Source organism: Burkholderia guangdongensis, from assembly GCF_013403875.1.
GTDB lineage: Bacteria > Pseudomonadota > Gammaproteobacteria > Burkholderiales > Burkholderiaceae > Burkholderia > Burkholderia guangdongensis.
This window is the reverse complement of sequence record NZ_JACBNX010000030.1, coordinates 26626-50611: the sequence shown is the minus strand read 5'-3', so window position 1 is coordinate 50611 and position 23986 is coordinate 26626. Positions and strand designations below refer to the sequence as shown.

Here is a 23986-nt window from a genome sequence, read left to right as displayed (position 1 = left end):
TCGGTGAGCGCGCGCGGATCCATCACCGCGCCGGACAGGATGTGCGCGCCGATCTCCGAGCCCTTCTCGAGCACGCACACGCCGATCTCGGTGCCTTTCTCGGCCGCCAGCTGCTTGAGCCGGATCGCCGCCGACAGCCCGGCCGGGCCGCCGCCGACGATCACGACGTCGTATTCCATCGACTCACGCGGGCCGTACTCGGCGAGCAGGTGCACCGATGCGCTTTGTGCAGAACGTTCGTCCGTCACGATAGAAGCCTCCGCGTTCAGAACTGGTCTTCGGTCAGCGCGAGCGCGCCTTCGCCATTGCGCGCGGCGAGGATCGACGCTTCGAGCGCGATCACCTGCGGCAGCACGTAATCGGCGAAGCAGTGCGCGGTCGCGATCTTCGCGCCGTAGAACGACGGATCCTCCGCGCGGCGGCGCTGCGCGGCGAGCATCGCGCGCGCCATCTGCCAGCCGCACGCGACGATGCCCGCGAGCTTCAGATACAGCACGCTGCCGACGAACACCGCGTTCGGATCGCCCTTCGCATTCGCGACGACGAACTCGACGACGTTCGACAGCGCATCGCGGCCCGCCGACAGGCGCGCGTGCATCGCGTCGAACGCGCGCCGAGCGTCGGTGGCATCGCCGGCATCGGCGGCCTTCAATTCGGCGAGCGTTGCGTCGATCTCCGCGAGAATCGCCTTCGCGACCGCGCCGCCGTCGCGCAGCGTCTTGCGGCCGACGAGGTCGTTCGCCTGGATCGCGGTCGTCCCTTCGTAGATCGGCAGGATGCGCGCGTCGCGGTAGAACTGCGCGGCGCCCGTCTCCTCGATGAAGCCCATCCCGCCGTGCACCTGCACGCCGAGGCTCGTCACGTCGATCGACATCTCGGTGCTCCAGCCCTTCACGAGCGGCACCAGATATTCGTAGGTCGCGAGGGCGCGCGCGCGCTCCGCTTCGTCCGGATGCGCGTGCGCGACGTCGCTGTACGACGCGGCGACGTACGCGAGCGCGCGCGCGCCCTCGATCATCGCGCGCATCGTCGCGAGCATCCGGCGCACGTCCGGGTGCTGGACGATCGTGACCGCCTGCCTGGCCGACCCGTCGACCGGCCGGCTCTGCACGCGCTCCTTCGCATACGCGGCCGCCTTCTGGTACGCGGCCTCCGACACCGCGATCCCCTGCACGCCGACCGCGAAGCGCGCGGCATTCATCATGATGAACATGTACTCGAGGCCGCGATTCTCCTCGCCGACCAGATAGCCGAGCGCGCCGCCGTGATCGCCGAACTGCAGCACCGCGGTCGGGCTCGCCTTGATCCCGAGCTTGTGCTCGATCGACACGCAGTGCACGTCGTTGCGCGCGCCGAGGCTTTCGTCGTCGTTCACGAGGAACTTCGGCACGACGAACAGCGAGATCCCCTTCACGCCTTCCGGCGCATCCGGCGTGCGCGCGAGCACCAGATGCACGATGTTGCCCGCCATATCGTGCTCGCCCCACGTGATGAAGATCTTCGTGCCGAAGATCCGGTACGTGCCGTCGCCCTGCGGCTCGGCCTTCGTACGCACGAGCGCGAGGTCGGAGCCGGCCTGCGGCTCGGTCAGGTTCATCGTGCCCGTCCATTCGCCCGAGATCAGCTTCGGCAGATAGCGCGCCTTCAGCTCGTCGGAGCCGGCGGTCAGCAGCGCCTCGATCGCGCCGTCCGTCAACAGCGGGCACAACGCGAACGACAGGTTCGCGGCGTTCAGCATCTCGATGCACGGCGTCGCGATCGACTTCGCGAGCCCCTGCCCGCCGAACTCGGACGGGTGGACGACGCCCTGCCAGCCGCCTTCGCCGAACTGCCGGAACGCATCCGCGAAGCCCGGCGTCGCGGTGACGACGCCGTCGCGCCACGTGGTCGGCTGCGTATCGCCGATCACGTTCAGCGGCGCGACGACTTCGGCGTTGAATTTCGCGGCTTCGTCGAGCACGGCCTGCGCCGTCTCGAGATTCGAATCTTCCAGGCCCGGCAACGTGGCGATTTTTGCAATATCCGCCAGTTCTTCGAGCACGAAAACCATATCCTTGACCGGTGCTGCATAGCTCATCACGTGTCTCCTTTCCCAGATGCGCATTCGCGCCGCGACGCGTGTCGTCCGGACGGTCCTGCACGATTTCGATGGCCAATCGTACCGCGCGGCGCGGCGATTCGCGTTATCCAAATCTGTCCATTCGTTGACAAATCCTGCCGTCGTGCGCCGGCCCCGCGTGGCAGCTTTTGTCAATAGATCGGCCGAATTGGTGGATGCGCGGCCCCGAGCGGCCCCTCTAATATCGCCGCCGGGGATGGTAGCGGACGCCGCGCGTCGACGGTGCGGGACGGCCGGCCATGAGCATATCGGTAGACACGGTTGGAGGAAATCATGCAATTGATTGACGCCCTCCCCCGCCTAAAGACGGGGGATTCCCACAACTGGCGATGCACGTCCGCATCGGAGAATGTTCAACGCAGCGTTGGTATCACGATCATGCACGACACCACATCGACTGCAAGCCCACTCTCTTATTCGCAGTCCCGCGATACCTTTCGGCCGCGTCGTGCTGTCTTTCGACCCGCACGCCGAACAGGACTGGGTAGAACCGCTTTCGTCCACTTCCTCGAACGTGGCTCCGTGCGCCATCGCTTTGTAGCGGAGCTTGTTGCGGAAGGACGACCAGGATGCGTCGTAGACGCTTTTCGCCAGCCTGGTCCTGGCCAGTTTCGATGCCGACACATTGCCGACCGCGATGTAATCGAAGCGCCGCACCAGTTCGAGCGCGAGCTTGTGCTGGAAATCGGCGCGGGCATTCGCCACCCCGGCATGCAGCTTCGCGATGTGCCGTTTGTGCTTTCGCGCCCGTTGCGCTTTTGCCAGCTTCTCGGCCGCGCGTTGGCCGAACCGGTCGTTGGGCAATTTCTCGCCGGTCGAAAGTGTGGCGAAGTCTTTCAGGCCGAGGTCGATACCGACACCCGAGCGGATCGGGCGCGCCTGAACATCGGGCATCTCGATCACGATGTTCAGGAACCAGTGGCCGCGCGCATCCCGCGCGAAATTGGTGCCGTCCTTGATTTTGCCGTCGGGAAGCGGCCGGCTGCTGAACACGCGAAAGGTGTGGCCGGCGAAGCGGAACGCTTCGCCCTCGCGTTTCAGATCGCGGCCCTTCAGCGGCACCCAGCCAAGCGATTTCCTGCCGCGATAGCGCAGATAAGGGCGCCGGTGCTGGCTGCGCGATTTCGCGTATTGCTCGCACGTTGCGTTGACCGTGCCGGAGTGGATACCGAGTGCCTTGCTGCTGCCGGTGGTCAGCACGTTCAGGTCGAAACCCGTCGGCCACTTCTTGCTCCACCTGAGCGCGTGCTTCTGCGTGTCGTTGCAGAAATTCCAGACGTAGTTCACCGCCCGGCTTTGCTGGTTCAGCAAGCCGTTGAGCGACTTCACCCGGTAGCGATAGACAAGGATCATGGCGGTCATTCTAATGTCGGAATGCCGTCTATCGACGGCGCTCCTCACGCGCGCGCAGCGCCGACGCGAAACAGGGCCGCACGGTGCCGGACGATGTGAAATTCAACCATCATTATTTGATGATTTTTGCACACCCTGATCCAAATCAATCGCGATCAACGTTCATTTGATCAGATCGAATTATTTGGCTAAGGTTAGCGGTCCTGACGGCATGACGATGCATTGTATTAAATCGAAGCATGCCATCAAAAAGCAAATTTGCCCCCCACAAAATCCGTCGGCAATTCGAAATACATCATTTGGCTTGATGTCACTTCTCGTTGCCATTAGCACATGGGGGGATGTCAAAAATGCCAGCCACCGGGAGATGCGCATGTAGCGCAATGAGTGCTCGGGCGGCCCCTGCGCCGTTCCTGTCGGCGCGATCCTGGGGCGAACAGTCGACCCTGGCGTTGGCCGGCGGCGGCAATCGCTGCTGGTGGCAGGCTGGCGCTATCAGCCGCCTCATCGAGGAAGGCTGGGCGCCGAAGCAATGGATTGGGACGAGCGCCGGTGCAGCGATTGCGGCGGCCTGCCTGACGACGGGGCCAGAAACGGCGCTCGAGGCCTGCAAAGCGCTGTATGGCCAAACCGACCGGGTCTTTCGTTGGAAACGGCTGCTGCGCGGCCGCGTCGAGTTCGCGCATCAGACGGTCTATCCAGCCTGGCTTGATACATTCGTCAACGATGCGACCTTCGGCGCGTTGCGCGCCTCCGGGTCGTCACTCCTCGTGGCCGTGACGCGCCCCGCGCATTTTCTCGGCCTTGGCTTAAGCGTGGCGCTCGGCACGCTCGCCTACCTCGCGGACAAGAAAGTCTGGCACAACATCCATCCACGGTTGCCAGCCTATCTCGGCCTGCGCCAGGAGTTCATCGACATCTCATGCTGCAGCGATGTCGTCGATGCGCATCGCGTGCTGTTGGCGGCGGCGGCGCCACCTCCGATCATGGCGGCCGTCAAGCTGCACGGAAGATATGCGTTTGACGGCGGATATACCGACAACGCCCCAATACCCGAGCAGACACTGATACAGCGACAAAGCACCCTGGTCATGCTCACGCGTCATTACCCATCCCGGCCGCAGCTTTTCCAATTCCGCGATCGTACATACTGGCAACCCAGTCGACCCATTCCGGTTTCCACCTGGGACTGCACCGCAAGGGCGACGGTGGACGCTGCCTATCGGTTGGGCAGAGAGGATGCGAGCCATCTGCTGAGCCGACTATCCGTCTAGGATCCGGCGCCCGGCCTCTTCCCCACCTTATTTTTGAAAACTTTGCAGCGCGCGCCGGCGAGGCACAGAATCATGGCGCAAGGCCGTCATCGATCCCGCCCGTATTTTCGAGGAGAGTCGCTGCCATGTTCGTCCGCATCCTCGCCGCGCTGCCGTTCATCGGCATCCTCGCCGGCGTTCCGTTCGTCAACCGCGTCGAGCCGCTCGTGTTCGGCATGCCGTTCGTGCTCGCCTGGATCGTCGCCTGGGTGATCCTGTCCTCCGTCATCATGACCGTCGTCTACCGGCTCGATCCCGCGAATCGCGCGCCGGCCGCCGACAGTGAGGAGGCACGCCGATGAGCAGCGCACTCGTCATCATCGCCGCCTTCACGCTGCTGGCCCTCGGTCTCGGCATGCGCGCCCGGCACGGGCACGACATGGATCTCGAACAATGGGCAGTCGGCGGACGCAGTTTCGGCACCGCGTTCGTGTTCCTGCTGATGGCCGGCGAGATCTACACGACGTTCACGTTTCTCGGCGGCAGCGGCTACGCGTACGGCAAGGGCGCGCCCGTCTACTACATCCTGCCGTACGCGACGCTCGCGTACGTGATCTCCTACTGGCTGCTGCCGCCCGTCTGGCGCTACGCGAAAGCGAACCGGCTGCTGTCGCAACCGCACTTCCTCGCGAGCAAGTACGCGAGCCCGTCGCTCGGGCTGCTCGTCGCGATCGTCGACGTGATCGCGCTCGTCCCGTATCTCGTGCTGCAGTTCAAGGGGCTCGGCATCATCGTGCGGACCGCGTCCTACGGCGCGATCTCGCCCGAAATCGCGATCTGGATCGGCGCGATCGTCGTCACGCTGTACGTGACGGTCTCCGGCGTGCGCGGCTCCGCGTGGAACTCGGTGATCAAGGACATGATGATCCTCGGGATCGTCGTGTTTCTCGGGCTCTATCTGCCGATCCACCATTACGGCGGGATCGGCGACATGTTCCGGACGATCGACGCGGCGAAGCCGGGCTTCCTCGCGTTCCCCGCGAAGGGCTCGAGCGTGTCGTGGTTCCAGTCGACGGTGCTGCTCACCGCGCTCGGCTTCTTCATGTGGCCGCATACGTTCGGCTCGGTGTTCACCGCGCGCGACGAGCGCATCTTCCGCCGCAACGCGGCGATCCTGCCGCTCTACCAGCTGATCCAGCTGTTCGTGTTCTTCATCGGCTTCGCCGCGGTGCTGAAGGTGCCCGGGCTGAAAGGCGGCGACATCGACCTGTCGCTGTTCCGCCTGTCGCTGCTGAGCTTCGATCCGTGGGTCGTCGGCCTGATCGGCGCGGCGGGCGTGCTGACCGCGCTCGTGCCGGGCTCGATGCTGCTCAATTCCGCGGCCACGCTGATCGCGAACGACATCTATCGCGGCGCGTTCGACCGCCAGGCGACCAACGCGCGCGTCGCCAGGCTCGCGCGCATGCTCGTGCCGGTGATCGCGCTCGTCGCGGTCGGTTTCACGCTGCACGGCGGCGAGACGCTCGTCGCGCTGCTGCTGATGGGCTACAGCTTCGTCACGCAGCTGTTCCCCGCGATGGTCGCGAGCCTGATGACGCGCCGCTGGGTCACGATGCCGGGCGCGTTCGCCGGGATCGTCGTCGGCGTGGTCGTGGTCGCGATCACGACGCTCACGCATGCGAGCATCGGCCAGTGGTTCCCGACGCTGCCCGACTGGGTCAAGGATCTGAACATCGGGCTCGTCGCACTGCTGCTGAACGTCGCGGTGATGCTCGCGGTCAGCGTGCTCACGCAGCCGCGCGCGGCCGGGCAGTCGTCCGCGCACCGCACGATGTGATCCGCGCCGGCCAGTTCGGGACTCTTTGACCTAGGACGCATTGGCCTAGGACGCATTGGCCTGGGACGCATTGGCCCGGGACACTTTGGCCCGGGCCGCGTTGCCCGGCGGGCGTCGGGCCGGCCAGCCCGGGCCGCGTCAGCCCGCCCGCACGCCGTCCGCCGCGTGCACGGGCGTGCCGCCGTGCCGGTACGCGGCCGGGGTGCTGCCGGTCCAGTGGCGGAACGCGCGATGGAACGCGGTCGGATTGTCGAAGCCGACGTCGTACGCGATCGACGCGATCGCATCGGTCGAGCGCGTGAGCCGCTGGATCGCGATGTCGCGCCGAACCTCGTCCTTGATCGCCTGGAACGTCGTGCCCTCGGCCTCGAGCCGGCGGCTCAGCGTGCGGACCGACATGTTCAGCCCGGGCGCGACGTCGTCGATGTTCGGCGTCGCCGGCAACCGATCGGCGATGATCTGCCGCACGCGATGGCAGACGAGCCGCTCCGCAAACGACACGAAGATCCAGTCCTCCGGCGCACGCTGCAGGAACGCATCGAGATCGGCCTTGCGCTGCCGGATCGGCTGGTCGAGATAGCCGGCGTCGAACGCGATGCGCGTCGCGTCGCAGTCGAAGCGCACCGGGCCGGGGAACAGATACAGATGGTCGGCCGCCTGCGCGGGCCGGGCAAACGCGAAGTCGACGCCCGCGAGCGGGATCTTCTGCCGGATCAGCCACGACGCGACGCCGTGCACGAGCTTCAGCATCAGCTCGCAGCCGAGCATGCTGACGCCCGGCCCGGCCGGCGCCGCGACGAGCTCGACGCACGCGTGCGCGCCGTCGCGGCGCGACACGGTCTCGAGGTCGTCGATGATCAGGTGGAAGAACTGGCCGAAGCGATGCAGCGCGACTTCGAGGCGCGGCGCGTCGAGCAGGCTCAGGCACAGGAACTTCAGCGTGCCGCGGCGCAGCGGGCGGCTGAAGATGCCGGGCATCTCGTCGTCGAGCTCGGTCGCGAGCAGCCGGTACAGCGTCGAGAACTGCTCCTGCGTGACGCGCGCGCCGGGCGTCTGCAGCAGCTCGTACGGAATCCCGGAACGCTCGGCGAGCCGCGCGACGGCCGACCGGTTCGCGCCGGACAGGAATCCGTTGAGGATCGAGATCGGAACGGTCGACGAAAATAGTTCCACGGCGGGCTTTCGCTCAGGCTGGCGGCGCGTGCATTGTCGCACAACGGCGCGGCGGTCATTGAGCCGGCTCCCCAAGCGCATCGCGGCATCGGATGTGCCGCATCGGATTCGGAGCACCGGATGACGAAAAATCCTTTCAAATCGAAAGCATTCGCATGCCCGGATTTGCCCGCGCAGACGCACCCGGCCCGACAACGGTAAAATCGGTCAGATTTCCCATACGGGGCACGGACATGCTGCTCAACGTAGACCCCTTCAATCGCAATAACGAACATTTCAACGTGTCGTTCAAGGTGCTCGGCGACGTGATCGAGGCCGTCGGCACGCCCGACTTCGTGCATCGGCTGACCGTGCTGCTGAACGAGGTGGTGCCGCTCGACGTCGCGCACGTCGAGCGCTCGCGCGTCGACGTGTCGATGCCGAGTGGCTATCGCTGCGAATGGATCGGCAGCAGCGGGATCGGGATGGAGAACGCCGAAGTCTCCGACGTGATGACGCTCTACTACGAGCGCTTCCAGGACGCCGACCCGCTGTTCGCGGACCTGCGCGGCAAGACGGGCACGCTGCTCGTCGTGCGCGACATCAGCGCGCTGCCGCCCGGCGAATTCCGCCAGCGGTTGTTCGACGACGTGCGGATCGGCCACGAATGCGTGCTCGCGCGCGGCACCCGCTACGCGCAGCATTCGATCGCGCTCGAGCGCGCGCGGCGCCAGCCGCCGTTCTCGCTCGCCGAGATGACGCGCTTTCGCGCGGTCAGCGATTTCCTGTTTCCGCTGCTCGAGCTGCATGCGTCGACGACCGCCGCGAAGCGCATCGCGCATCTGCCGACCGACACCGCGCCGCTGTCGATGTTCGACGCGCGCGTCGCGGCCGAGGGGATCCGGCTGTCGAAGCGCGAATACGAGACCTGCAAGCATCTGATCGCCGGCAAGACGCTGCCCGAGACCGCCGAGATTCTCGAAGTGCGGCTCGCGTCGGCCGAGTCGTACGTGAAGCGCGCGTTCGCGAAGCTCGGCGTGCGCACGAAGCGCGAGCTGATCGCGTGGGGGCACGGCACGCCGGCGCTCGGCCACGTGGCGGGCGGCGACGCGACGCACTAGCGCCTTTCCGCTTCCCGGTGCGGATTCTCGGTGCCGCTTCTCAACCCGCTTCTTAGTCCCGCTTCTCAGCCCCGCCTCTCACTGCCGCTTCTTCTTCGCGGCCGCCAGACAATCGAGGAAGTGATCGACGATCAGGTTCTGCTGGCGCCCCTTGCGCGTCGCGAGCGCGAGCGTCGCGTCATGGCTGAACAGATCCGGACGAATCGCACGCAGCCTGCCCTTCGCCACCCAGTCCGCCGCGAAGTGATCGGGCAGGAATCCGATATATTCGCCGGTCATGATCAGCAGCGCGAGCCCTTCGCGATCGGACGCGCTCGCCGCGCAATTGAGCTTCGCGTGCAGATCGATCGCCTGCGCGGTCATCCGGTAGTTCGGCGCGACGGCCGCGGCGGCGTGAATCTCCTCCGGCGACGCGCGGTCGTGCCGCTCGAACAGCGGATGCCCGTCGCAGCAGTACAGCAGCGAGCGCTCGTCGTACAGCGCCAGATACGCGAGCCCCGACAGCGTCGTGATCATCGGCAGCACGCCGACGTGCAGCCGCCCGTCGAGCAACCCGCGCTCGATCTCGCCCGGCGTGATCATGCTGATGTTGACCTTCACGTCGCCGCTCTTCCTGCGCAGCATCCGCAGCGCGGACGTGATCAGCATCCGCGGCTGCGTGACGAGGCTGTTCATGATCCCGACGTTCAGGTCGCCGCGCAGCGTCCGGTGGAACTGGTTGATCTCGCGCCGGAAATTCTCGATCGCGGCGAGCACGGTGGCGCTCGCGCGCAGCACCTCGCGGCCGCCGTCGGTCAGCGAGAAGCCCGCGCGGCCGCGCTGGCAGAGCCGCATCCCGAGACGCTTCTCGAGATCGCTCATGTGCAGGCTGATCGCCGAGCGCGTGATCCCGAGCGCGCTTTCCGCAGCGGCGAAGCTGCCGTATTCCGCGACCGTCTTGAAAATCCGCAGCAATCTGAGGTCGAAATCGGTGACTTGCGAGACAGAGGCCTTCTTCATCATCGTGAGTGAGCGTGCGTGCATACTTGAATCGGCAACGATTCTGCCACGAAGGTTCCGCGCATTTGGTTGAGCGCGCACTTATCTAATGTTTCGCAAAATCGAATTTTTCGTGCCGGCGGCGCGTGGCATCGTGTCGACGAGGCAGACCTGTCCGAATCCACGCTGCGACAGACAGCGACCGAACCGCATTTCAGGAGACGTTTCCCTATGTCGCACACCCACCCGAGCGGCCCCGGCAAGACCACGCTCGCCCCCGGCCTGCAGCAGCGCCATGTCACGATGTTGTCGATTGCCGGCGTAATCGGCGCGGGGCTCTTCGTCGGCTCCGGCCACGCGATCGCGGCGGCCGGCCCCGCCGCACTGCTCGCGTATTTCGCGGCCGGCACGCTCGTCGTGCTCGTGATGCGGATGCTCGGCGAGATGGCCGTCGCGTCGCCGGACACCGGCTCGTTCTCGACCTACGCGGACCGCGCGATCGGCAAGTGGGCCGGCTTCACGATCGGCTGGCTCTACTGGTGGTTCTGGGTGCTCGCGATCCCGCTCGAGGCGATCGCGGCCGCCGCGATCCTGCACGCGTGGTTCCCCGCAGTCGACACCTGGGTGTTCGCGCTCGCGGTCACGTCGCTGTTGACCGTCACGAACCTGTTCAGCGTCGCGCGCTACGGCGAGTTCGAGTTCTGGTTCGCGCTCGTCAAGGTGGTCGCGATCATCGCGTTCATCGCGGTCGGCGCGTTCGCGATGACGGGCGCGCTGCCGCACCGGCACGTGAGCGGCCTCGGCACGCTGATGGCCGCGCACGGCGGATTCGCGCCGAACGGCTATGGCGCGGTGCTCGGCGCGCTGCTGACGACGATGTTCAGCTTCATGGGCACCGAGATCGTCACGATCGCGGCGGCCGAATCGCGGAACCCGGCGCGCCAGATCACGCGCGCGACGAACTCGGTGATCTGGCGGATCGGCCTGTTCTACATCGTGTCGATCTTCCTCGTGATCTCGGTCGTGCCGTGGAACGATCCGCAGCTCGCGCAGGTCGGCTCGTATCAGCGCACGCTCGAGCTGCTCGACATACCGTATGCGAAGCTGATCGTCGACCTCGTCGTGCTGACGTCGGTCGCGAGCTGCCTGAACTCGGCGATCTACACGTCGTCGCGGATGGTGTTCTCGCTCGCGAAGCGCGGCGACGCGCCCGCGACACTGTGCCGCACGACCGCGTCCGGGCAGGTGCCGCGCGCCGCGGTGCTCGCCAGCACCGCGATCGCGTTCCTGACGACGATCGTCAACTACTTCGCGCCGGAGAAGGTGTTCACGTTCCTGCTCGCGAGCTCGGGCGCGGTCGCGCTGCTCGTCTATCTCGTGATCGCGGTGTCGCAGTTGCTGCTGCGCCGCCGGCTGCGCAACAGCGGCACGGCGCTCGAGTTCCGGATGTGGCTCTACCCGTGGCTCACCTGGGCCGTGATCGCGTTCATCGTCGGCGCGCTCGGCTTCATGCTGACGCTGCCCGACCACCGCGACGAAGTGCTCGCGACCGCGGCGCTGACGGCCGTCACCGTCGCGCTCGGCGTGCTCAACGGCCGGCGCAAGGAAGCGGTGGGGTATGCGCGCGCGGACATGAACGCGTGACGCCGCCGCCGGGGCGGAACGTACGGGCGCGAGACCGGCCCGTATTCTGCGTCGGTCGTCTGCGTCGCCCGTCGCCCGTCGCCCGTCGCCCGTCGCCCGTCGCCCGTCGCCCGTCAATCGTCGATCGGCGGCAGCGGCCCCTGCCCGCGAATCCACGCGCGGTTCGCGAGCGCCGCCATTTCCTTGTCGCCGCGGCTGTCGCCGTACGCGAACAGCTGTCGCGGCGGCCGGTCGCCCCACCACGCGCGCAGCCGCGCGACCTTCTGCGGCCCCCAGCAGTTCTCGCCGGCGAGCCGGCCGGCGAACGCGCCGCGGTCGAACGCGAGCTCGGTGGCAAGTACCGCGTCGAAACCGGCCGCCGGCGCCCACAGGTTCAGGTACAGCGACGGCGACGCGCTGACGAGCACGAGCTCATGGCCGCGCGCGCGATGCTCGCGAATCCGCTCGAGCATCTCCGGGCGCACGAGCGGCGGCAGCGCGGTGTCGACGAAGCGACGCGCGAGCGCGTCGAGCCGGTCCGCACGGGCCGGGCCGAACGCGAACCACGCGAACTTCGCCTTCGCGGCGCCGCGCGAGGTCAGGCCGAGCTTCATCGCGACGATCCACGGCAGCGCGCGCAGTCCGGCCCACGCGAAGCGCGGCGCGCCGATCGCGTGAAGGACGAAATGGCGGAAGCTGTCGGCCGTCGTGATGGTGCCGTCGAAGTCGAATGCGGCGACGATGCGGTCTGTCATGGGAAATCGGTCGGTGATATCGGTCGACGCATCGGCCGGCGGTATCGGTTGGTGAATAGGAAGGACGACGGATGGGAAGATAGCAGAGTTGGCTAAAACGACGAATATGCGATCATATCGGCCGCCCTCTCCACGTCCGAACAACCCACCGCCCGAGCACCGCCGATGATCGTCCGCCCCCGCCTGCACTGGCTGAGAATGCTGTTCGTGATCCGCGGCTCCGTGCTCCCGGACATCCTGCCCCAGCTGCTCCTGACCGCCGTGTTCGCGACGGTCGTGACCGTGCTGCACGGCACGCTGTTTCTGTGGAAGGTGCCGCTGAATTTCGTGCCGTTCTCGCTGATCGGGATCACGCTCGCGATCTTTCTCGGCTTTCGCAACAGCACGAGCTACGCGCGCTACTGGGAAGCGCGGATGCTCTGGGGCGCGGTGCTGAACGACACGCGCTCGCTCGCGCGGCAGGCGACGAGCTTCGCGACCGACGCGTCGACCGTCCCGCCGTTCGTGCATCGGCTGATCGCGTTCGTCCACGCGCTGCGGCACCAGCTGCGCGACACGGACCCCGCCGCCGACCTGCGCCGGATCCTGCCGCCGGACGATTGCGAACGGCTCGCCGCGATGCAGTTCAAGCCGGCGATCCTGCTGCGGATGGCGAGCGAATGGATCGGCGCGCGGCATCGGGAAGGCACGCTGCCGAGCGTCGCGGTGCAGGCGATGGAAGGCCCGATGTGCCAGCTCAGCACCGCGCTCGGCGGCTGCGAGCGGATCGCGAACACGCCGATTCCGTATACGTACGCGGTGATTCTCCACCGGACCGTCTATCTGTACTGCTTTCTGCTGCCGTTCGGCCTCGTCGACGCGATCGGGCCGACGACGCCCGTCGTCGTCGCGTTCGTCGCGTATACGTTCTTCGCGCTCGAGGCGCTGAGCGCGGAAATCGAGGAGCCGTTCGGCACCGAGCCGAACGATCTCGCGCTCCACGCGATGTCGGTATCGATCGAGGCGACGCTGCGGGAGACCATCGGGGAGCCGATCACGCAAAGCGCGTCGGTGTCCGACAGCTACGTGCTGCTGTAACGGCCGCACGCACGCCGCCGGCGCGAATGCGCCCAATCCGCCGCCAAGTTCAGCCCTCCCCGACAATCAATCGCGCAACCCGCTCCCGTCGCGGTAGAGCCGTTCGAGTTCCGCGATGAAGCGCGCGGGCGCAAAACGCGCACGGGCCACCGCGCGCGCGGCGCGACCGAGCCGTGCGCACAGAGCGCGATTGCGCCGCAGCGCGCGCAGGCACGCGATCGCCTCGTCCGCATCGCGGAACAACAAGCCGGTGCGCAGGTGTGCGAGCGCGTCGACGTTGCCGCTGCAGCGCGTCGCGACAACCGCGACGCCGGCCGACATCGCCTCGATGACCGACACCGGCATGCCTTCCCAGGCCGAGGTCGACAGATAGACGTCCGCGTCGGCGAGCCGGCGCAACACATCGGCGCGCGCGCGCCAGCCGGTCACCTCGACCCCGGCCGCGCGCAGCGCATCCGCGTGCGACGCCGAGCCGTCGCCGATCCACGTGAAGCGCATTGCGTCGCCACGAAGCCGCTGCGCGATCTCCGCGAACAGGTGTGGGTCCTTTTGCGGCCGAACGCCGCCCACGGTCACCACGTCGAGCGGCCGCGCCGCATCGCACGCGCGCCGTGGCCAACGCGCGGCCGGCAGCGGCTCCACCGCGTTCTCCACCACCGCAACCGCTTGCCGCAGGCGCGAGCGCACCGCATCGCGCTCGCTGTCCGAACACGCGACATAGCGGCACGCGCGCATGCATGCGATCCGCTCCAGCGCGACAAACGCCACGCGCATCGCGCGCGATACGTCGCGTCGCATGAACGCGATGCAGTGCGGGCTATAGAACAGCGCCGCGTCGCGCAACGCGCCCAGCGTCGCGAGCCGGCCGGCGAAACCCGCGAACGACGAATGCAGGTGCACGACCTGCGGATCGAGCGCGATCAGCGCGCGGCGCAACGCGACGAGCGTCACGAAAAGCGCCCGCCCGCGCATCGGCAAGCATCGCAGCGTCACGCGCGGGCCGAACAGCGCGTGCAGCGCGGCCGGCGTGTCGGGACGCGCCGAATAGATCACATGGACCTCGTGGCCGGCCGCCGCGAACCGGTTCGCGATCAGGCTCACCATCGACAGCGTGCCGGTTGCGGTCGATTCGACTACCTGGACGATCCTCATCGCGTCTGCAGCAAAAAACCGCGATACAGGTCGGCGAGGTTCGCGGTCAGGAATCCGTACGGATCACCCTGGAACAGCAACGGCTGCACGTCGAGATTCTTCGCGAACCCGTATACGCCATAGCCGATCGCACACGCGAGCACGAGCCCCTTGCGCGGGCCCGGCGCCACGCGCGATATCACGAGTGCGAGATACATCAGCGCGATCACGAAAAAATAGATGTAGATCCGTTCGAACACCTTCGTATAACCGCGCGTCGCGACGAGCGCGAGCGCGGCCAGCCCGAGCGCGGCCAGGTAGCGCCACGCGAGCGCGCGGGTTGCCGCGTCGCTGCGCGCGCGCCAGCCGTCGCCGCGCCACCACAGCAGCGCGCACAGCGACGCGATCGCGGACGCGAACAGCGCGACGCCCGCGATGCTGTCGTTGTCCCACGACGCATACAAATCGACCTTGTTCGACAGATACGAATCACCGCCGCCGAGCAGCGCCGCGCCGAGGCCCGGCAGGTGCGCGGCGCCCGCCGCGACCGCCGCGAGCAGCGGCACGGCGCATTTGCCGAGGAGCCGGTACAGCAGATACGGCGCGCCGACGACCAGCGCCGGCAGATGCGCGAGCGCCGCGAGCGCCATGCAGCAGCCGGCGGTCACCCGGCCGCGCGCGCCGATCATCATGAACAGGAACGGCAACGCCATCGACTGGCGGATCAGGTTGCCGTACGTGCCGTAGAACGACGACGCGGACAACAGCAGCACCAGGAACAGCGGAATTGCCTGGTACTGCTGAGCCCAGATCGCCGCGAGCAGCAGCGAGAAGTACGCGACGAACAGCAACAGGAACGCGGCGTCGCCCGTGCCCGCCAGCTGCTCGGCGGCGGATAGCGACACGAACGAGACGAACTCCGGCTGTCGTGCCATATACGGCTCCATGCCGTAAGCGTGCAATTCGCGCATGAAGTCGAGGTACTGGGGCTTATCGTTGCCGCCGATCGGCAGCGGCAGCTTGAGCGCGACGAGCGGCCCGAGCGTGAGCACCGCGCCGACGCACAGCGCGGCGACGGTCCGCCGGCCCGGTTGCCACACCGCGGCCGCGAGCGTGGCAGCCAGCAACGCGCCGTAGAACGCGCCGAACGGCAACGCGACCGGCGTCGCGAGTGCAACCGTCGCCCATGCGGCGCGGCGCGCGACGTTCATCTCCGACGCGGCGCCGCCGCGAGCAGCGCGCGCACCTGGTCGAGCACGCCCGACGCCGCGATGACCGACCGCCACGCGAGCGGCCTCAGCCGCTGCGGATCGTTCGGCACGCGTTCGCGCGGAAATTTCCCGCAATCGAAGATCGCGCGCCCGGCGAGCTGGATCCGGATGCCCCACGCGGCGGCGGTCTCGAGGTTCGCCGGCGCGTTGTTGCAAATGATTGACTTGCCCAGCGCCGCGTATTCGAGCAGCTTGGTCGGCGTCTGCATCCGATGCGGCCGGTGGTACGGGAAATAGCCGAGCGCGAAGTCGGAACGGCGCACGACGTCGAGTGCCTCGCGTTGCGGCAGCCGGCCGGCGAACACGATGCCCGCGACGTCGCGGAACGCACGGTGGATCGCCGGTTCGGGCTCGCCGACGAGCACCAGGGTCTCGCCGGCCGCGCGCGGACGATCGCGGAACGCCGCGAGCACCCGATGGAAGCCCCGCTCGCGGCTCATCGCGCCGGCATAGCAGTAGACGCCGCCGAGGCCGGGCGCGGGCGGATCGCGCGCGACATCGAACAGCCAGTCCGGCACGCCCATCGGCAGCAGCAGCGACGGCACGCCGTCGCGAAACGCAAGCGCGTCGCGCAGGCGCTCGTTCTGAAACACACGCAGGTTCGGCCGAGGCTGGCAGAAGCGCTTGATCCCATCCTTCACGATCCCGAGGCGACCGACGGACAGAGAACGGTAGTCGTGGATCACGACGTCCGCGGGCGGCAACGCGGGATAAAAGCCCATCACGCACCACAGCACGCGCAGCCCCGACCCGGCGCACGCGCGGTAGGCTTCGACGTCGCCGCGCGCCACGTCGAAGCCGTGCTCGGCGAGGCAGCTCGCGTAGGCGTCGAGCTCCGGGTAATGCGCGCGGCCGGGGTGCAGCAGGAATACCTTCATGCGGAGGATCTCCGTTTGATGGATACGGTCGCCGGCACGCCGACCGCGACGCCGTCGTCCGGCACGTCGCGCAACACCACCGCGCCCGCACCGATCCGCGCGCGATCGCCGATCCTGACCTCGCCGAGCACGATGCAATGCGCGCCGAACTCGACGTCGTCGCCGATCGACGGCACGCCGCTCGTCGTGCCGTCGTCGCGCAGCAGGTTGCCGATCGTCACGCCGTGGCGCATCACGCAGCGCGCGCCGATCGCGCAATAGCCGTTGATCACGGTGCCGGTGCCGTGATAGAGCGTGAAGCCCTCGCCGATGCGCGTGCCGGGCGGGATGTCGATGCCCATGATCCAATCGGCAACGAATACGTAGAGCGCAATGAGCGGCGCGCCGAGCACGCGCGTGATGCGGCTGCGCCGCGCGAGGTAATGCGCGATCCGGTAGGCCAGCATCACGCAGATCGGCTTGACGAATGCATTGCGGCGACAGTCCTCGACCATCGCCGCGACGGTGGCGCGCAGCGTGACTGTCATCGCTCGCGCCCGCCGCCGAACACGCGCCGCGCCGCGTCGGGCGCGATCGCGCCGGTGGCGAAGTAGTCGATACCGTCGACCAGGAAGCCGTGGATGTACTTGAGCAGGCGCGCGTGGTCGAACGACCGATAAAAGCAGCGACCGAACGCCGCGACCGGCTTGCCGTGCAGCATCGCCTCGAGCCCGACCGTCGAATTGATCGTGACGACCGCGGCCGCGTGCCGGATCAGTTCGAGCGTCGGCGTCGTCGCGAGCGCGAAGCGGTGCCGGCGCTGGCTGGCCAGCACACGGGCGAGCTCGGCGGCGTCGTACTCGGCCGGATGCAGCTTGACGATCAGATCCGCGCCGGCCGCCTGCGCGATCCGCACCGCCTGCTCGATCGCCTGCAGGTTGTCGACATCCGAATGCAGCCGCAGCTGCGTGTCACCGGCCACCTGCAACGGCAGGAACACGTAACGCCGTCGCATGAGTGTCGCCGGGTCAAGCGCGAGCGCCTCGCGCGGCGGCGGCAGCGCCTGAGCGACGCGCAACGCGCGCCGATCGAGCCGCGCGACGCCGTGCGTGGCGTGCTTGAGCAAATAGTTGCACGCGGACAGCAGCTTGCGGACCGGCCGCGTCGTGGCCTGCGGCAGCGGCCGCGCCTTGTACGCCTCGTAGCGCGCGAGCCAGCGCCGGTGCAGCGCGTCGCTCGGCAGCGGCAGCGCGTCGAGCGCATCGAGCGCGTCCGGCGCGGCGGCCAGCGACGACAGCGCGTTGACGCCGAGCGGATCCGCGAACAGTTTGTCCGGCAGATTGGACAGTTCGAGAAAGCGCAGCGGCACGCGGCGCTCGACGCATGCGCGGGCGACTGCGCGGCACAACAGCTGCTGGCCGTTCCAGAGCACGCATTGCGCGATCCTGTGACGACGGACCAGCATCCGCGCCACGCGCCACGCCTCGCGCGCGTCGTCGCGCGCGCGGGCCACGGGCATGCGCGCGTTCAGCACCTCGATCGCGGCCGTCGCGCCGCCCGGGTCGGCGGTGGCCGCCGGCGCGAGCCGCCGCCGGCGCGCGCGCACATAGACCGCGGGATAGCCGGCGAGCGTCAGCAGCCCCCACGCGAGCGGCTCGCTGACCAGGAACAGGAACGCGAACTCGCGCCGCACCGGCCGCGCGAGCCGCAGAAAAAAATAGCACCGTTCCATCGAATCGACGACCACCAGAATCATGCCGGTTCCCCCACGATCGAATGCCGGGGCGTCGCGCGTCGCGCGAGCCCGTACGTCAGCACGAGCCCCGCGCCCGCGACCGCCGCGCCGGCCAGCGCGAACAGCCGCACGCCGTCGAGCGCCGACAGGTTCATGAGCCACGCGGCCGCGAGCGCCGCCGCGAGCGCGAGGCCGGCCCCGCACTGGAACAGCAGGTCCGCGCGTTGCGCGCCGACCACCAGGAACACCTGCGCGAGCGGGACATAGACCATCTGCACGATGAAGCACGGCGCGAGGCCGCGATAAAACGCGGCGGCATCCGCCCATGCGAGGCCGAAGCCGAGCTCGACTACGGGCCGGACCAGCAGCAGCCCCGCGCCGCCATACGCGAACGCGAGCGCGGCCAGCCCGAGCGCGTAACGGCGATACAGGTCCGCGACGCCGCCGTTCTCGTCGCCGCGCGCAAGAACGGCGAGCGCGTCGCGCCGGAACACCGCGCCCACGCCCTGCCCCAGCAGCGACACCGGCGCGCCGCCGAGCCAGTAAGCCAGCGCGAACAGGCCGGCGCTGCGCGCGTCGAACCACAGCGGAATCGCGATCGACAACGCATAGGTCTGCATCGCGGCGCACAGCGTCGACGGCAGGATGTACAGCGGGTAGCGGCATTGCGCGACGAAGAACGCGCGCGCGACGGGGCCGGTTTCATCGCGACGGCCGGCGCGCAGCGCATACCCGAGCATCAGCGCGGCAACCGTCGCGTGCGCGATCGCGTACACGGCGAACGCGTCGACGCCGGCCGGCGCGCCGCCCGCGAGCCACGCGAGCCACGCGAGCATCAGCAGGTTGGCCGCCGCGCGCGACGCGGCGATCCAGCCATAGCGTCGCAGGCTGTTCAGATAGCCGCCGACCGCCAGCTGCGCCCAGGTCGCGCAGCCGAACAGCACGACCGGGTACAGGTCCGCGCGACCGCTCGCGGCCACGCCCAGCGCGATGAGCGCGGCAACGCCGCAGGCCAGCACGAACGCATGGCGCAACGCGTCGAACGCCGCGCGCGGATCGTCGCTGACGCACGCGAGTTCGTAGCGCAGCGCCAGCAGCGTGCCGCCGAACGTGCCGAGCGCGAGCTGGTAGCCAAACACGCCGAGCGCGGCGACACCCTGCGCGCGGCCGAGCCACGCGACGCACGCGAGCAGCGACGCCTGCGCGGCGATCGCGCCGCCGAGCGACGCCGCCGAGTGCGCGAGCCGGATCATTGGCGTCCACGCCAGCGGGCCAAGCGTGCGCGCCACCGCGCGCGGCCCCGCTCGCCTGCCCGCGCGCCGGGCGCGGCGCGTCCGCCGCCATTGAGCACCACCCCGTCCGGCGCGACGCCATAGTCCGCCAGCCGCCGCGCCGCGTCGGCGAGCGCCGCGAGCCGCGTCGCGCCCGCTCGCGCGACGAGCAACACGGTGCCGGCCAGCGGGGCGAACGCGCCGGCGTCGGACCACGCGAGCACCGGCGGCGCGACCACCAGCACCCGGTCGTAGTTGCGCGCGAGCGCCGACAAACGCGCCAGGCTCGCGAGGCCCGCGAGCCGGTCCGTCGCGTGCGTGTCCGGCGCACCGGCGGGCAGCACCGCCACCCCCTCGAGGCAGTCCACGCGCAACGCCGGTGCCGCGTGCGCCGGACCCGCGAGCCAGTCGGACAAACCCGGCGCGCGCGCGCAGCCGAGCCGCGCGCTCAGGTTCGCGCGATGCGGGTCCGCGTCGACCAGCAGCACGCGCGCGCCGGTCGCGGCCGACAGCGCCGCGAGCCGGGCCGCGATGAACGCACAGCCCGCGCCCGCGTCGGGCGCGACGAGCAGCACGAACGGGTTGCCCGTGTCGCGCAACGTCATCCGCAATCCACGCAGATCCTCGAGCGAGCGAGCATCCGCGCCCACGCGCGCCACCACGCGCGCGCGCGCCGCGTGCGCAACCTCGCGCGGATCGTCGACACCGCGCCACAGCAATCCGCGCGCGATCACGATCCCGCCGCCGGTAAGCAAGCCCAGCAGCAGCGACGCCGCCGCCACCAGCCGACGGTGCGGACCGATCGGCATTTCGGGGGTGACCGCGACGTCCACGAGCCGCACGTTGCCGACATTGCCAGCCTGCACGAGCTGCAACTGCTGCATGTTGTTCAGCAGCGCCGTGTAGAGATCGGTGTTCACTTTCACGTCGAGCATCAACCGCACGATCGTCTGCTGCAGGGCCGGCAAGCGCCGCAGCGTCTGTTCGGCCGCGTCGCGGCGCGCGCCGAGCGCCGCGAGTTGCCGGTCGAGCGCCTGCACCGACGGATGCGCGGAGGTGAAACCCGACAGCAGCGCGTCGCGCTTCAGCTGAAGTTCGAGCGTGCGCGTCGCGAGATCGGCCAGCGTCGCGAGCGCGAGTCGCGCCTCCTCGGCGAGATCGATCGAACCGCGCGCGTCGCGCAACGCGGTCAGGCGCGCCTCGGATTCGGTCAGTTGCCGGCGCAGCGCGGGCAGGCGCGCCTCGAGGAAGTCGAGCGACTTCGCCGCCTCCTCCGCCTTGCGTTCGAGGCTCTGCCGGATGTACTGCACGCCGATCTCGTTGAGGGTGCGACTCACCTGTTCGGGATCGTCGCCGCGCAGGCTCGCGATGACGACGTCCGACTGCTTGATCCTCTCCTGCACGCTAAGCTGGTTGCGCAGCGTGTCGATCGCCTGGCGCCGAGACAAGCGGATCAGCTCGAAAGCCGCGCCGGGTTGCGCGTCGATCGCGTCGACGCGCAACGCCAGTTCGCCGTCGCCCGCGCGCCGGCGCGCCAGCTCGCCGACGCGGCCGTGCCAGCCCGCGCCGAGTGTCTCGCCGGCGAGCCGGTAACGGCCATCACCTAGATAGGTCAGCGTGAACCGGCAGCCGGCGAGCGCGCGCGGCACGTCGAAGTGCGACACGCGGATGCGCGCCGTGCCCCACGTGTAGCCGCCCCAGCCGAAGAGCCCCGGACGCGCCGCGCCATCGCCGCGACGCGCGAACCAGTGGCCGATCAGCGGCAGGCGCTTCGGCCGCGCGTCGACGAACAGCGCGAGCGCGTCGACCGCGCGCGACACCACGAGCCGCGACGCCAGGATCTGGGTTTCCGCGGCGGCGGTCGAACGCACGGCGAACAAGCTCGACACGTCGCCGAGCAGGCTGCGGAACGCGGTCGTATCGGGGCTATTCTCGATCTGCACCATCAGGTCCGCCTGATAGACCGGCCGCGCACATGCGAGGTACGCCAGACCGGCGAGCATCGCGCCGGCCGTGCACAGCGCGATCATCCGGGCGCCGTCGCGCAACATGCGCGCGAGCGCGACCAGTCGCTCGAGTGCGTGGTCCGGCACGGCCGAATAGTCTTGATTCACGTCCATGCGCGGCGCTCATTCCCCGACGATCCAGGCCGTCAGGCCGTTGTTGATCGCGGGCAACAACAGGCTGAGCACGCGATGCAGTCGCACGAGGCCACCGCCGTCGACGTAGACGACGTCGCGCGGCGCGAGCGTGAACTGGTTCGCGAGGATCATCGCCACCGGCGACGTCGCGTCGAGCCGGTAGACGCGCGGCCCCGCCGCGGGGTCACCGCGAATCACGTAGATCTTCGCGGCGTCGGCGGTCCCCGGATGGAGGCTGCCCGCCTGCGCGATCGCGTCGCTCAGCGTCAGCCGGCCGTCGCGGTTCGGCACCGCGATGACGGGCTTGTTCACCTCGCCCATCACGAACACGCCGCTGTCGTCGCGCGACATCACGCGCAGCCGGTCGCCGTCCGCCAGCCGCACCCGCGCCGCCTGCCCGTCGCGCGTCGCGGGCGACAGGTCGAGCCACCACTCGCGGCCCGCGCGGGCCAGCACGACGCGGCTCAGGTCCGCCGACGCGGTGAAGCCGCCCACGCGTCCGATCGCATCGAGCACCGTCATCGGCACATCGTTGACCGGCAGCGCCCCGGGCTCGCGTATCTCGCCCTCGACATGCACGCGCTTCGCGCGGAACGACGCGACTCGCACCGTGACCTGCGGATCGCGGAACACGTGCGCAAGCCGGCGCGCGAGCGCGGCCTGGAGCTGCTGCGGCGACAAACCCTCGGCGCGCAGCCGCCCGGCGAACGGAAACTGCAGCGTGCCATCCTGGTCGACCACGAACCCCGGCGGCGCGTCGGCCGGGCGCGTCAGCGCGGACCCCGAGAAGCCCAGCGCCTGGACGAGCTCCGGATGGTCCCAGACCGTGATCTGCAGCACGTCGCCGGCCCCAATCGCGTAGCCTGCCGGCTCGGACGGCAGGTCAGCCGAATGGTCGCGCGCGCGCGCACCGCCGCGCGCCTGCTCGCGCCGGATCAGCGCGCCATCGATCTCCTCGACCGGCGGTGATGGCGCGCCGGCGTCCTCGGCCGCGCCGTCAGCCGCGTCCTCGGCCGCGCCCTCTGCCACGTCTTGGCCGTCCGGCGTTTGCGCGGCGGCCGGCAGCGCGGGCATGCGCATCCCGGGGGCGTACGCACACGCACCCAGCACCGCCCATGCGCCCCCCAACGCCAACGCGCGCACTCGCCTAGTAAGCACCCGAACCACGCAGCACGACCTTCACGGTTTTCAGCAGAATCACCAGATCGCGCCGCATCGAGCGCGTCCGGACATAGGCCACGTCGAGCGCGACGCGCGCCGCGTAGCCGACGTCGTTGCGGCCGCTCACCTGCCACAGCCCGGTGATGCCGGGCCGCGACGCGAGGTAATAGACCGCGTCCGCGCCGTAGCGCGGGAGTTCCGACGCAACGATCGGCCGGGGGCCGACCAGGCTCATGTCGCCGCGCATCACGTTGAACAGTTGCGGCAGTTCGTCGAGGCTGCTGCGCCGCAGGAAGCGCCCGATCGCGGTCACGCGCACGTCGCGCTTGAGTTTGAATTCGCGCGCCCACTCTGCGCGCGCATCCGGATCCCGTTCGAGCACGGCTTTCAACACCGCGTCGGCGTCCGGCACCATCGTGCGGAATTTCAGGCAGCGAAAGCGTCGTCCATAGCGGCCCACGCGCTCGTGGCCGTACAGCGCCGGGCCGCCGTCCGCCTTGACCGCCAACGCGACGAACGCGAACAACGGCGCCAGCGCAACCAGCAGCAGCGCGGCCACGCTCACATCAAACGCGCGCTTGCCGAGGTTCGCACGACGGCGCGCACGCGCGTCGCCAACACCGAGGCGCATGCGCCGCCCGACCCGCTCCAGCGCATCGAACGCCGCGAAGGCACAGGCGCGGAACAGCACGAGCGCGACGCCCGTCGTCAGCGTCCAGTACGTGAACCACAACGTCGACAGCAGATGCGCGCGATGCAGCAAAGACAGCAGCGCGATGCAGCACGCCTGCACGACGCCCCAGGCCAGCACCGGCCGACCGATGATGCGCGCCGCGACGCGCATCCGGCCGAGCGTGTAGAGCTTGCAAGCGGGAAATACCGACATCGCGAACGTGGCGGCGAACGCGACCAGCATGCCGTCGACCGCGATGGTGCCCTGCGCGCCGCCCGCGCCAAACCGGATCGGCAGAAACGCGCCCGACACGACGAGCGCGATGTCGACGATCCTGACAAATCCCAGTTCAATAGCTATCCTCAATTTCGGACTCCCGGAATCGATGACGAATGACAGGGGCGGCCGCGCCTTTACGACTCCCTCCGCGCGACGCGGCCACGGTCGGCGCGCCCGACGACGGCGCGGCGCACGATCT

General features: G+C 68.9%; 21 protein-coding genes. 6 read left to right on the top strand and 15 right to left on the bottom strand.

Features of this window, described 5'->3' with window-relative positions; all coding sequences use genetic code 11:
* The 3 genes from HZI36_RS24320 to HZI36_RS24310 all read right to left on the bottom strand — a co-directional run.
* Window positions 1-179: FAD-dependent oxidoreductase (locus HZI36_RS24320; protein ID WP_179405231.1), on the bottom strand; the 179-nt coding region annotated here is incomplete at its 3' end.
* Between the two features lie 86 nt (window positions 180-265).
* Window positions 266-2077, bottom strand: coding sequence for an acyl-CoA dehydrogenase (locus HZI36_RS24315; RefSeq protein WP_179405226.1), 1812 nt, complete (start codon window positions 2075-2077; stop codon window positions 266-268).
* Between the two features lie 342 nt (window positions 2078-2419).
* The gene (locus tag HZI36_RS24310) at window positions 2420-3472 is read right to left on the bottom strand and encodes an RNA-guided endonuclease InsQ/TnpB family protein (protein WP_179405230.1); all 1053 of its coding nucleotides are present in this window, start codon (window positions 3470-3472) and stop codon (window positions 2420-2422) included.
* A 383-nt stretch (window positions 3473-3855) separates the two neighbouring features.
* Between HZI36_RS24310 and HZI36_RS24305 the strand changes: the two genes are divergently transcribed.
* The 3 genes from HZI36_RS24305 to HZI36_RS24295 all read left to right on the top strand — a co-directional run bounded on the left by HZI36_RS24305 (window position 3856) and on the right by HZI36_RS24295 (window position 6562).
* A complete protein-coding gene (locus HZI36_RS24305; RefSeq protein WP_179405225.1) occupies window positions 3856-4746 on the top strand; it encodes a patatin-like phospholipase family protein in 891 nt (296 codons plus the stop codon).
* Between the two features lie 125 nt (window positions 4747-4871).
* Window positions 4872-5087 (top strand): DUF3311 domain-containing protein, encoded by a 216-nt coding sequence (locus HZI36_RS24300; protein WP_179405224.1) that lies wholly within the window; start codon window positions 4872-4874, stop codon window positions 5085-5087.
* Window positions 5084-6562 (top strand): sodium:solute symporter family protein, encoded by a 1479-nt coding sequence (locus tag HZI36_RS24295; protein ID WP_179405223.1) that lies wholly within the window; start codon window positions 5084-5086, stop codon window positions 6560-6562. The genes HZI36_RS24300 and HZI36_RS24295 overlap by 4 nt, the downstream gene beginning before the upstream one ends.
* Window positions 6563-6700: 138 nt before the next feature.
* Here the strand turns inward: HZI36_RS24295 and HZI36_RS24290 are convergent, their stop codons facing one another.
* Window positions 6701-7735, bottom strand: a complete 1035-nt coding sequence (locus HZI36_RS24290; RefSeq protein ID WP_343050534.1) for an AraC family transcriptional regulator — start codon at window positions 7733-7735, stop codon at window positions 6701-6703.
* Between the two features lie 233 nt (window positions 7736-7968).
* Between HZI36_RS24290 and HZI36_RS24285 the strand changes: the two genes are divergently transcribed.
* On the top strand, window positions 7969-8835 hold the full coding sequence (locus HZI36_RS24285) for a helix-turn-helix transcriptional regulator (protein WP_179405221.1): 867 nt from the start codon (window positions 7969-7971) through the stop codon (window positions 8833-8835).
* 78 nt (window positions 8836-8913) lie between these two features.
* Here the strand turns inward: HZI36_RS24285 and HZI36_RS24280 are convergent, their stop codons facing one another.
* A complete protein-coding gene (locus HZI36_RS24280) occupies window positions 8914-9858 on the bottom strand; it encodes a LysR family transcriptional regulator (protein WP_246327207.1) in 945 nt (314 codons plus the stop codon).
* Between the two features lie 186 nt (window positions 9859-10044).
* Here HZI36_RS24280 and gabP point away from each other — a divergent pair, with 186 nt between their 5' ends.
* Complete coding sequence (gene gabP / locus HZI36_RS24275) at window positions 10045-11457, top strand: GABA permease (RefSeq protein WP_179405220.1); 1413 nt, start codon at window positions 10045-10047, stop codon at window positions 11455-11457.
* A 113-nt stretch (window positions 11458-11570) separates the two neighbouring features.
* Here gabP and HZI36_RS24270 read toward each other — a convergent pair whose 3' ends face one another.
* Window positions 11571-12191, bottom strand: a complete 621-nt coding sequence (locus tag HZI36_RS24270) for an HAD-IB family hydrolase (RefSeq protein ID WP_179405219.1) — start codon at window positions 12189-12191, stop codon at window positions 11571-11573.
* Between the two features lie 165 nt (window positions 12192-12356).
* On the opposite strand from HZI36_RS24270, the gene HZI36_RS24265 reads away from it, so the two are divergent.
* The gene (locus HZI36_RS24265; protein WP_179405218.1) at window positions 12357-13268 is read left to right on the top strand and encodes a bestrophin family protein; all 912 of its coding nucleotides are present in this window, start codon (window positions 12357-12359) and stop codon (window positions 13266-13268) included.
* A gap of 66 nt (window positions 13269-13334) precedes the next feature.
* On the opposite strand, the gene HZI36_RS24260 is transcribed toward HZI36_RS24265, so the two are convergent.
* The 9 genes from HZI36_RS24260 to HZI36_RS24220 form a co-directional block, all read right to left on the bottom strand.
* The gene (locus HZI36_RS24260; RefSeq protein WP_179405217.1) at window positions 13335-14420 is read right to left on the bottom strand and encodes a glycosyltransferase; all 1086 of its coding nucleotides are present in this window, start codon (window positions 14418-14420) and stop codon (window positions 13335-13337) included.
* The gene (locus tag HZI36_RS24255) at window positions 14417-15610 is read right to left on the bottom strand and encodes an EpsG family protein (RefSeq protein ID WP_179405216.1); all 1194 of its coding nucleotides are present in this window, start codon (window positions 15608-15610) and stop codon (window positions 14417-14419) included. Before HZI36_RS24255 ends, HZI36_RS24260 begins: the two co-directional genes overlap by 4 nt.
* Window positions 15607-16548, bottom strand: coding sequence for a glycosyltransferase (locus HZI36_RS24250; protein ID WP_179405215.1), 942 nt, complete (start codon window positions 16546-16548; stop codon window positions 15607-15609). The genes HZI36_RS24255 and HZI36_RS24250 overlap by 4 nt, the downstream gene beginning before the upstream one ends.
* The gene (locus tag HZI36_RS24245; protein WP_179405214.1) at window positions 16545-17075 is read right to left on the bottom strand and encodes a serine O-acetyltransferase; all 531 of its coding nucleotides are present in this window, start codon (window positions 17073-17075) and stop codon (window positions 16545-16547) included. The genes HZI36_RS24250 and HZI36_RS24245 overlap by 4 nt, the downstream gene beginning before the upstream one ends.
* Complete coding sequence (locus HZI36_RS24240) at window positions 17072-18283, bottom strand: capsular polysaccharide export protein, LipB/KpsS family (protein ID WP_179405213.1); 1212 nt, start codon at window positions 18281-18283, stop codon at window positions 17072-17074. Before HZI36_RS24240 ends, HZI36_RS24245 begins: the two co-directional genes overlap by 4 nt.
* Window positions 18280-19515 (bottom strand): polysaccharide biosynthesis protein, encoded by a 1236-nt coding sequence (locus tag HZI36_RS24235; protein ID WP_179405212.1) that lies wholly within the window; start codon window positions 19513-19515, stop codon window positions 18280-18282. Before HZI36_RS24235 ends, HZI36_RS24240 begins: the two co-directional genes overlap by 4 nt.
* Window positions 19512-21653 (bottom strand): GNVR domain-containing protein, encoded by a 2142-nt coding sequence (locus HZI36_RS24230; protein ID WP_179405211.1) that lies wholly within the window; start codon window positions 21651-21653, stop codon window positions 19512-19514. The genes HZI36_RS24235 and HZI36_RS24230 overlap by 4 nt, the downstream gene beginning before the upstream one ends.
* Window positions 21654-21662: 9 nt before the next feature.
* Complete coding sequence (locus HZI36_RS24225; protein ID WP_343050533.1) at window positions 21663-22748, bottom strand: polysaccharide biosynthesis/export family protein; 1086 nt, start codon at window positions 22746-22748, stop codon at window positions 21663-21665.
* A gap of 73 nt (window positions 22749-22821) precedes the next feature.
* A complete protein-coding gene (locus HZI36_RS24220) occupies window positions 22822-23874 on the bottom strand; it encodes a sugar transferase (protein WP_218884286.1) in 1053 nt (350 codons plus the stop codon).
* Between the last annotated feature and the right edge of the window lie 112 nt (window positions 23875-23986).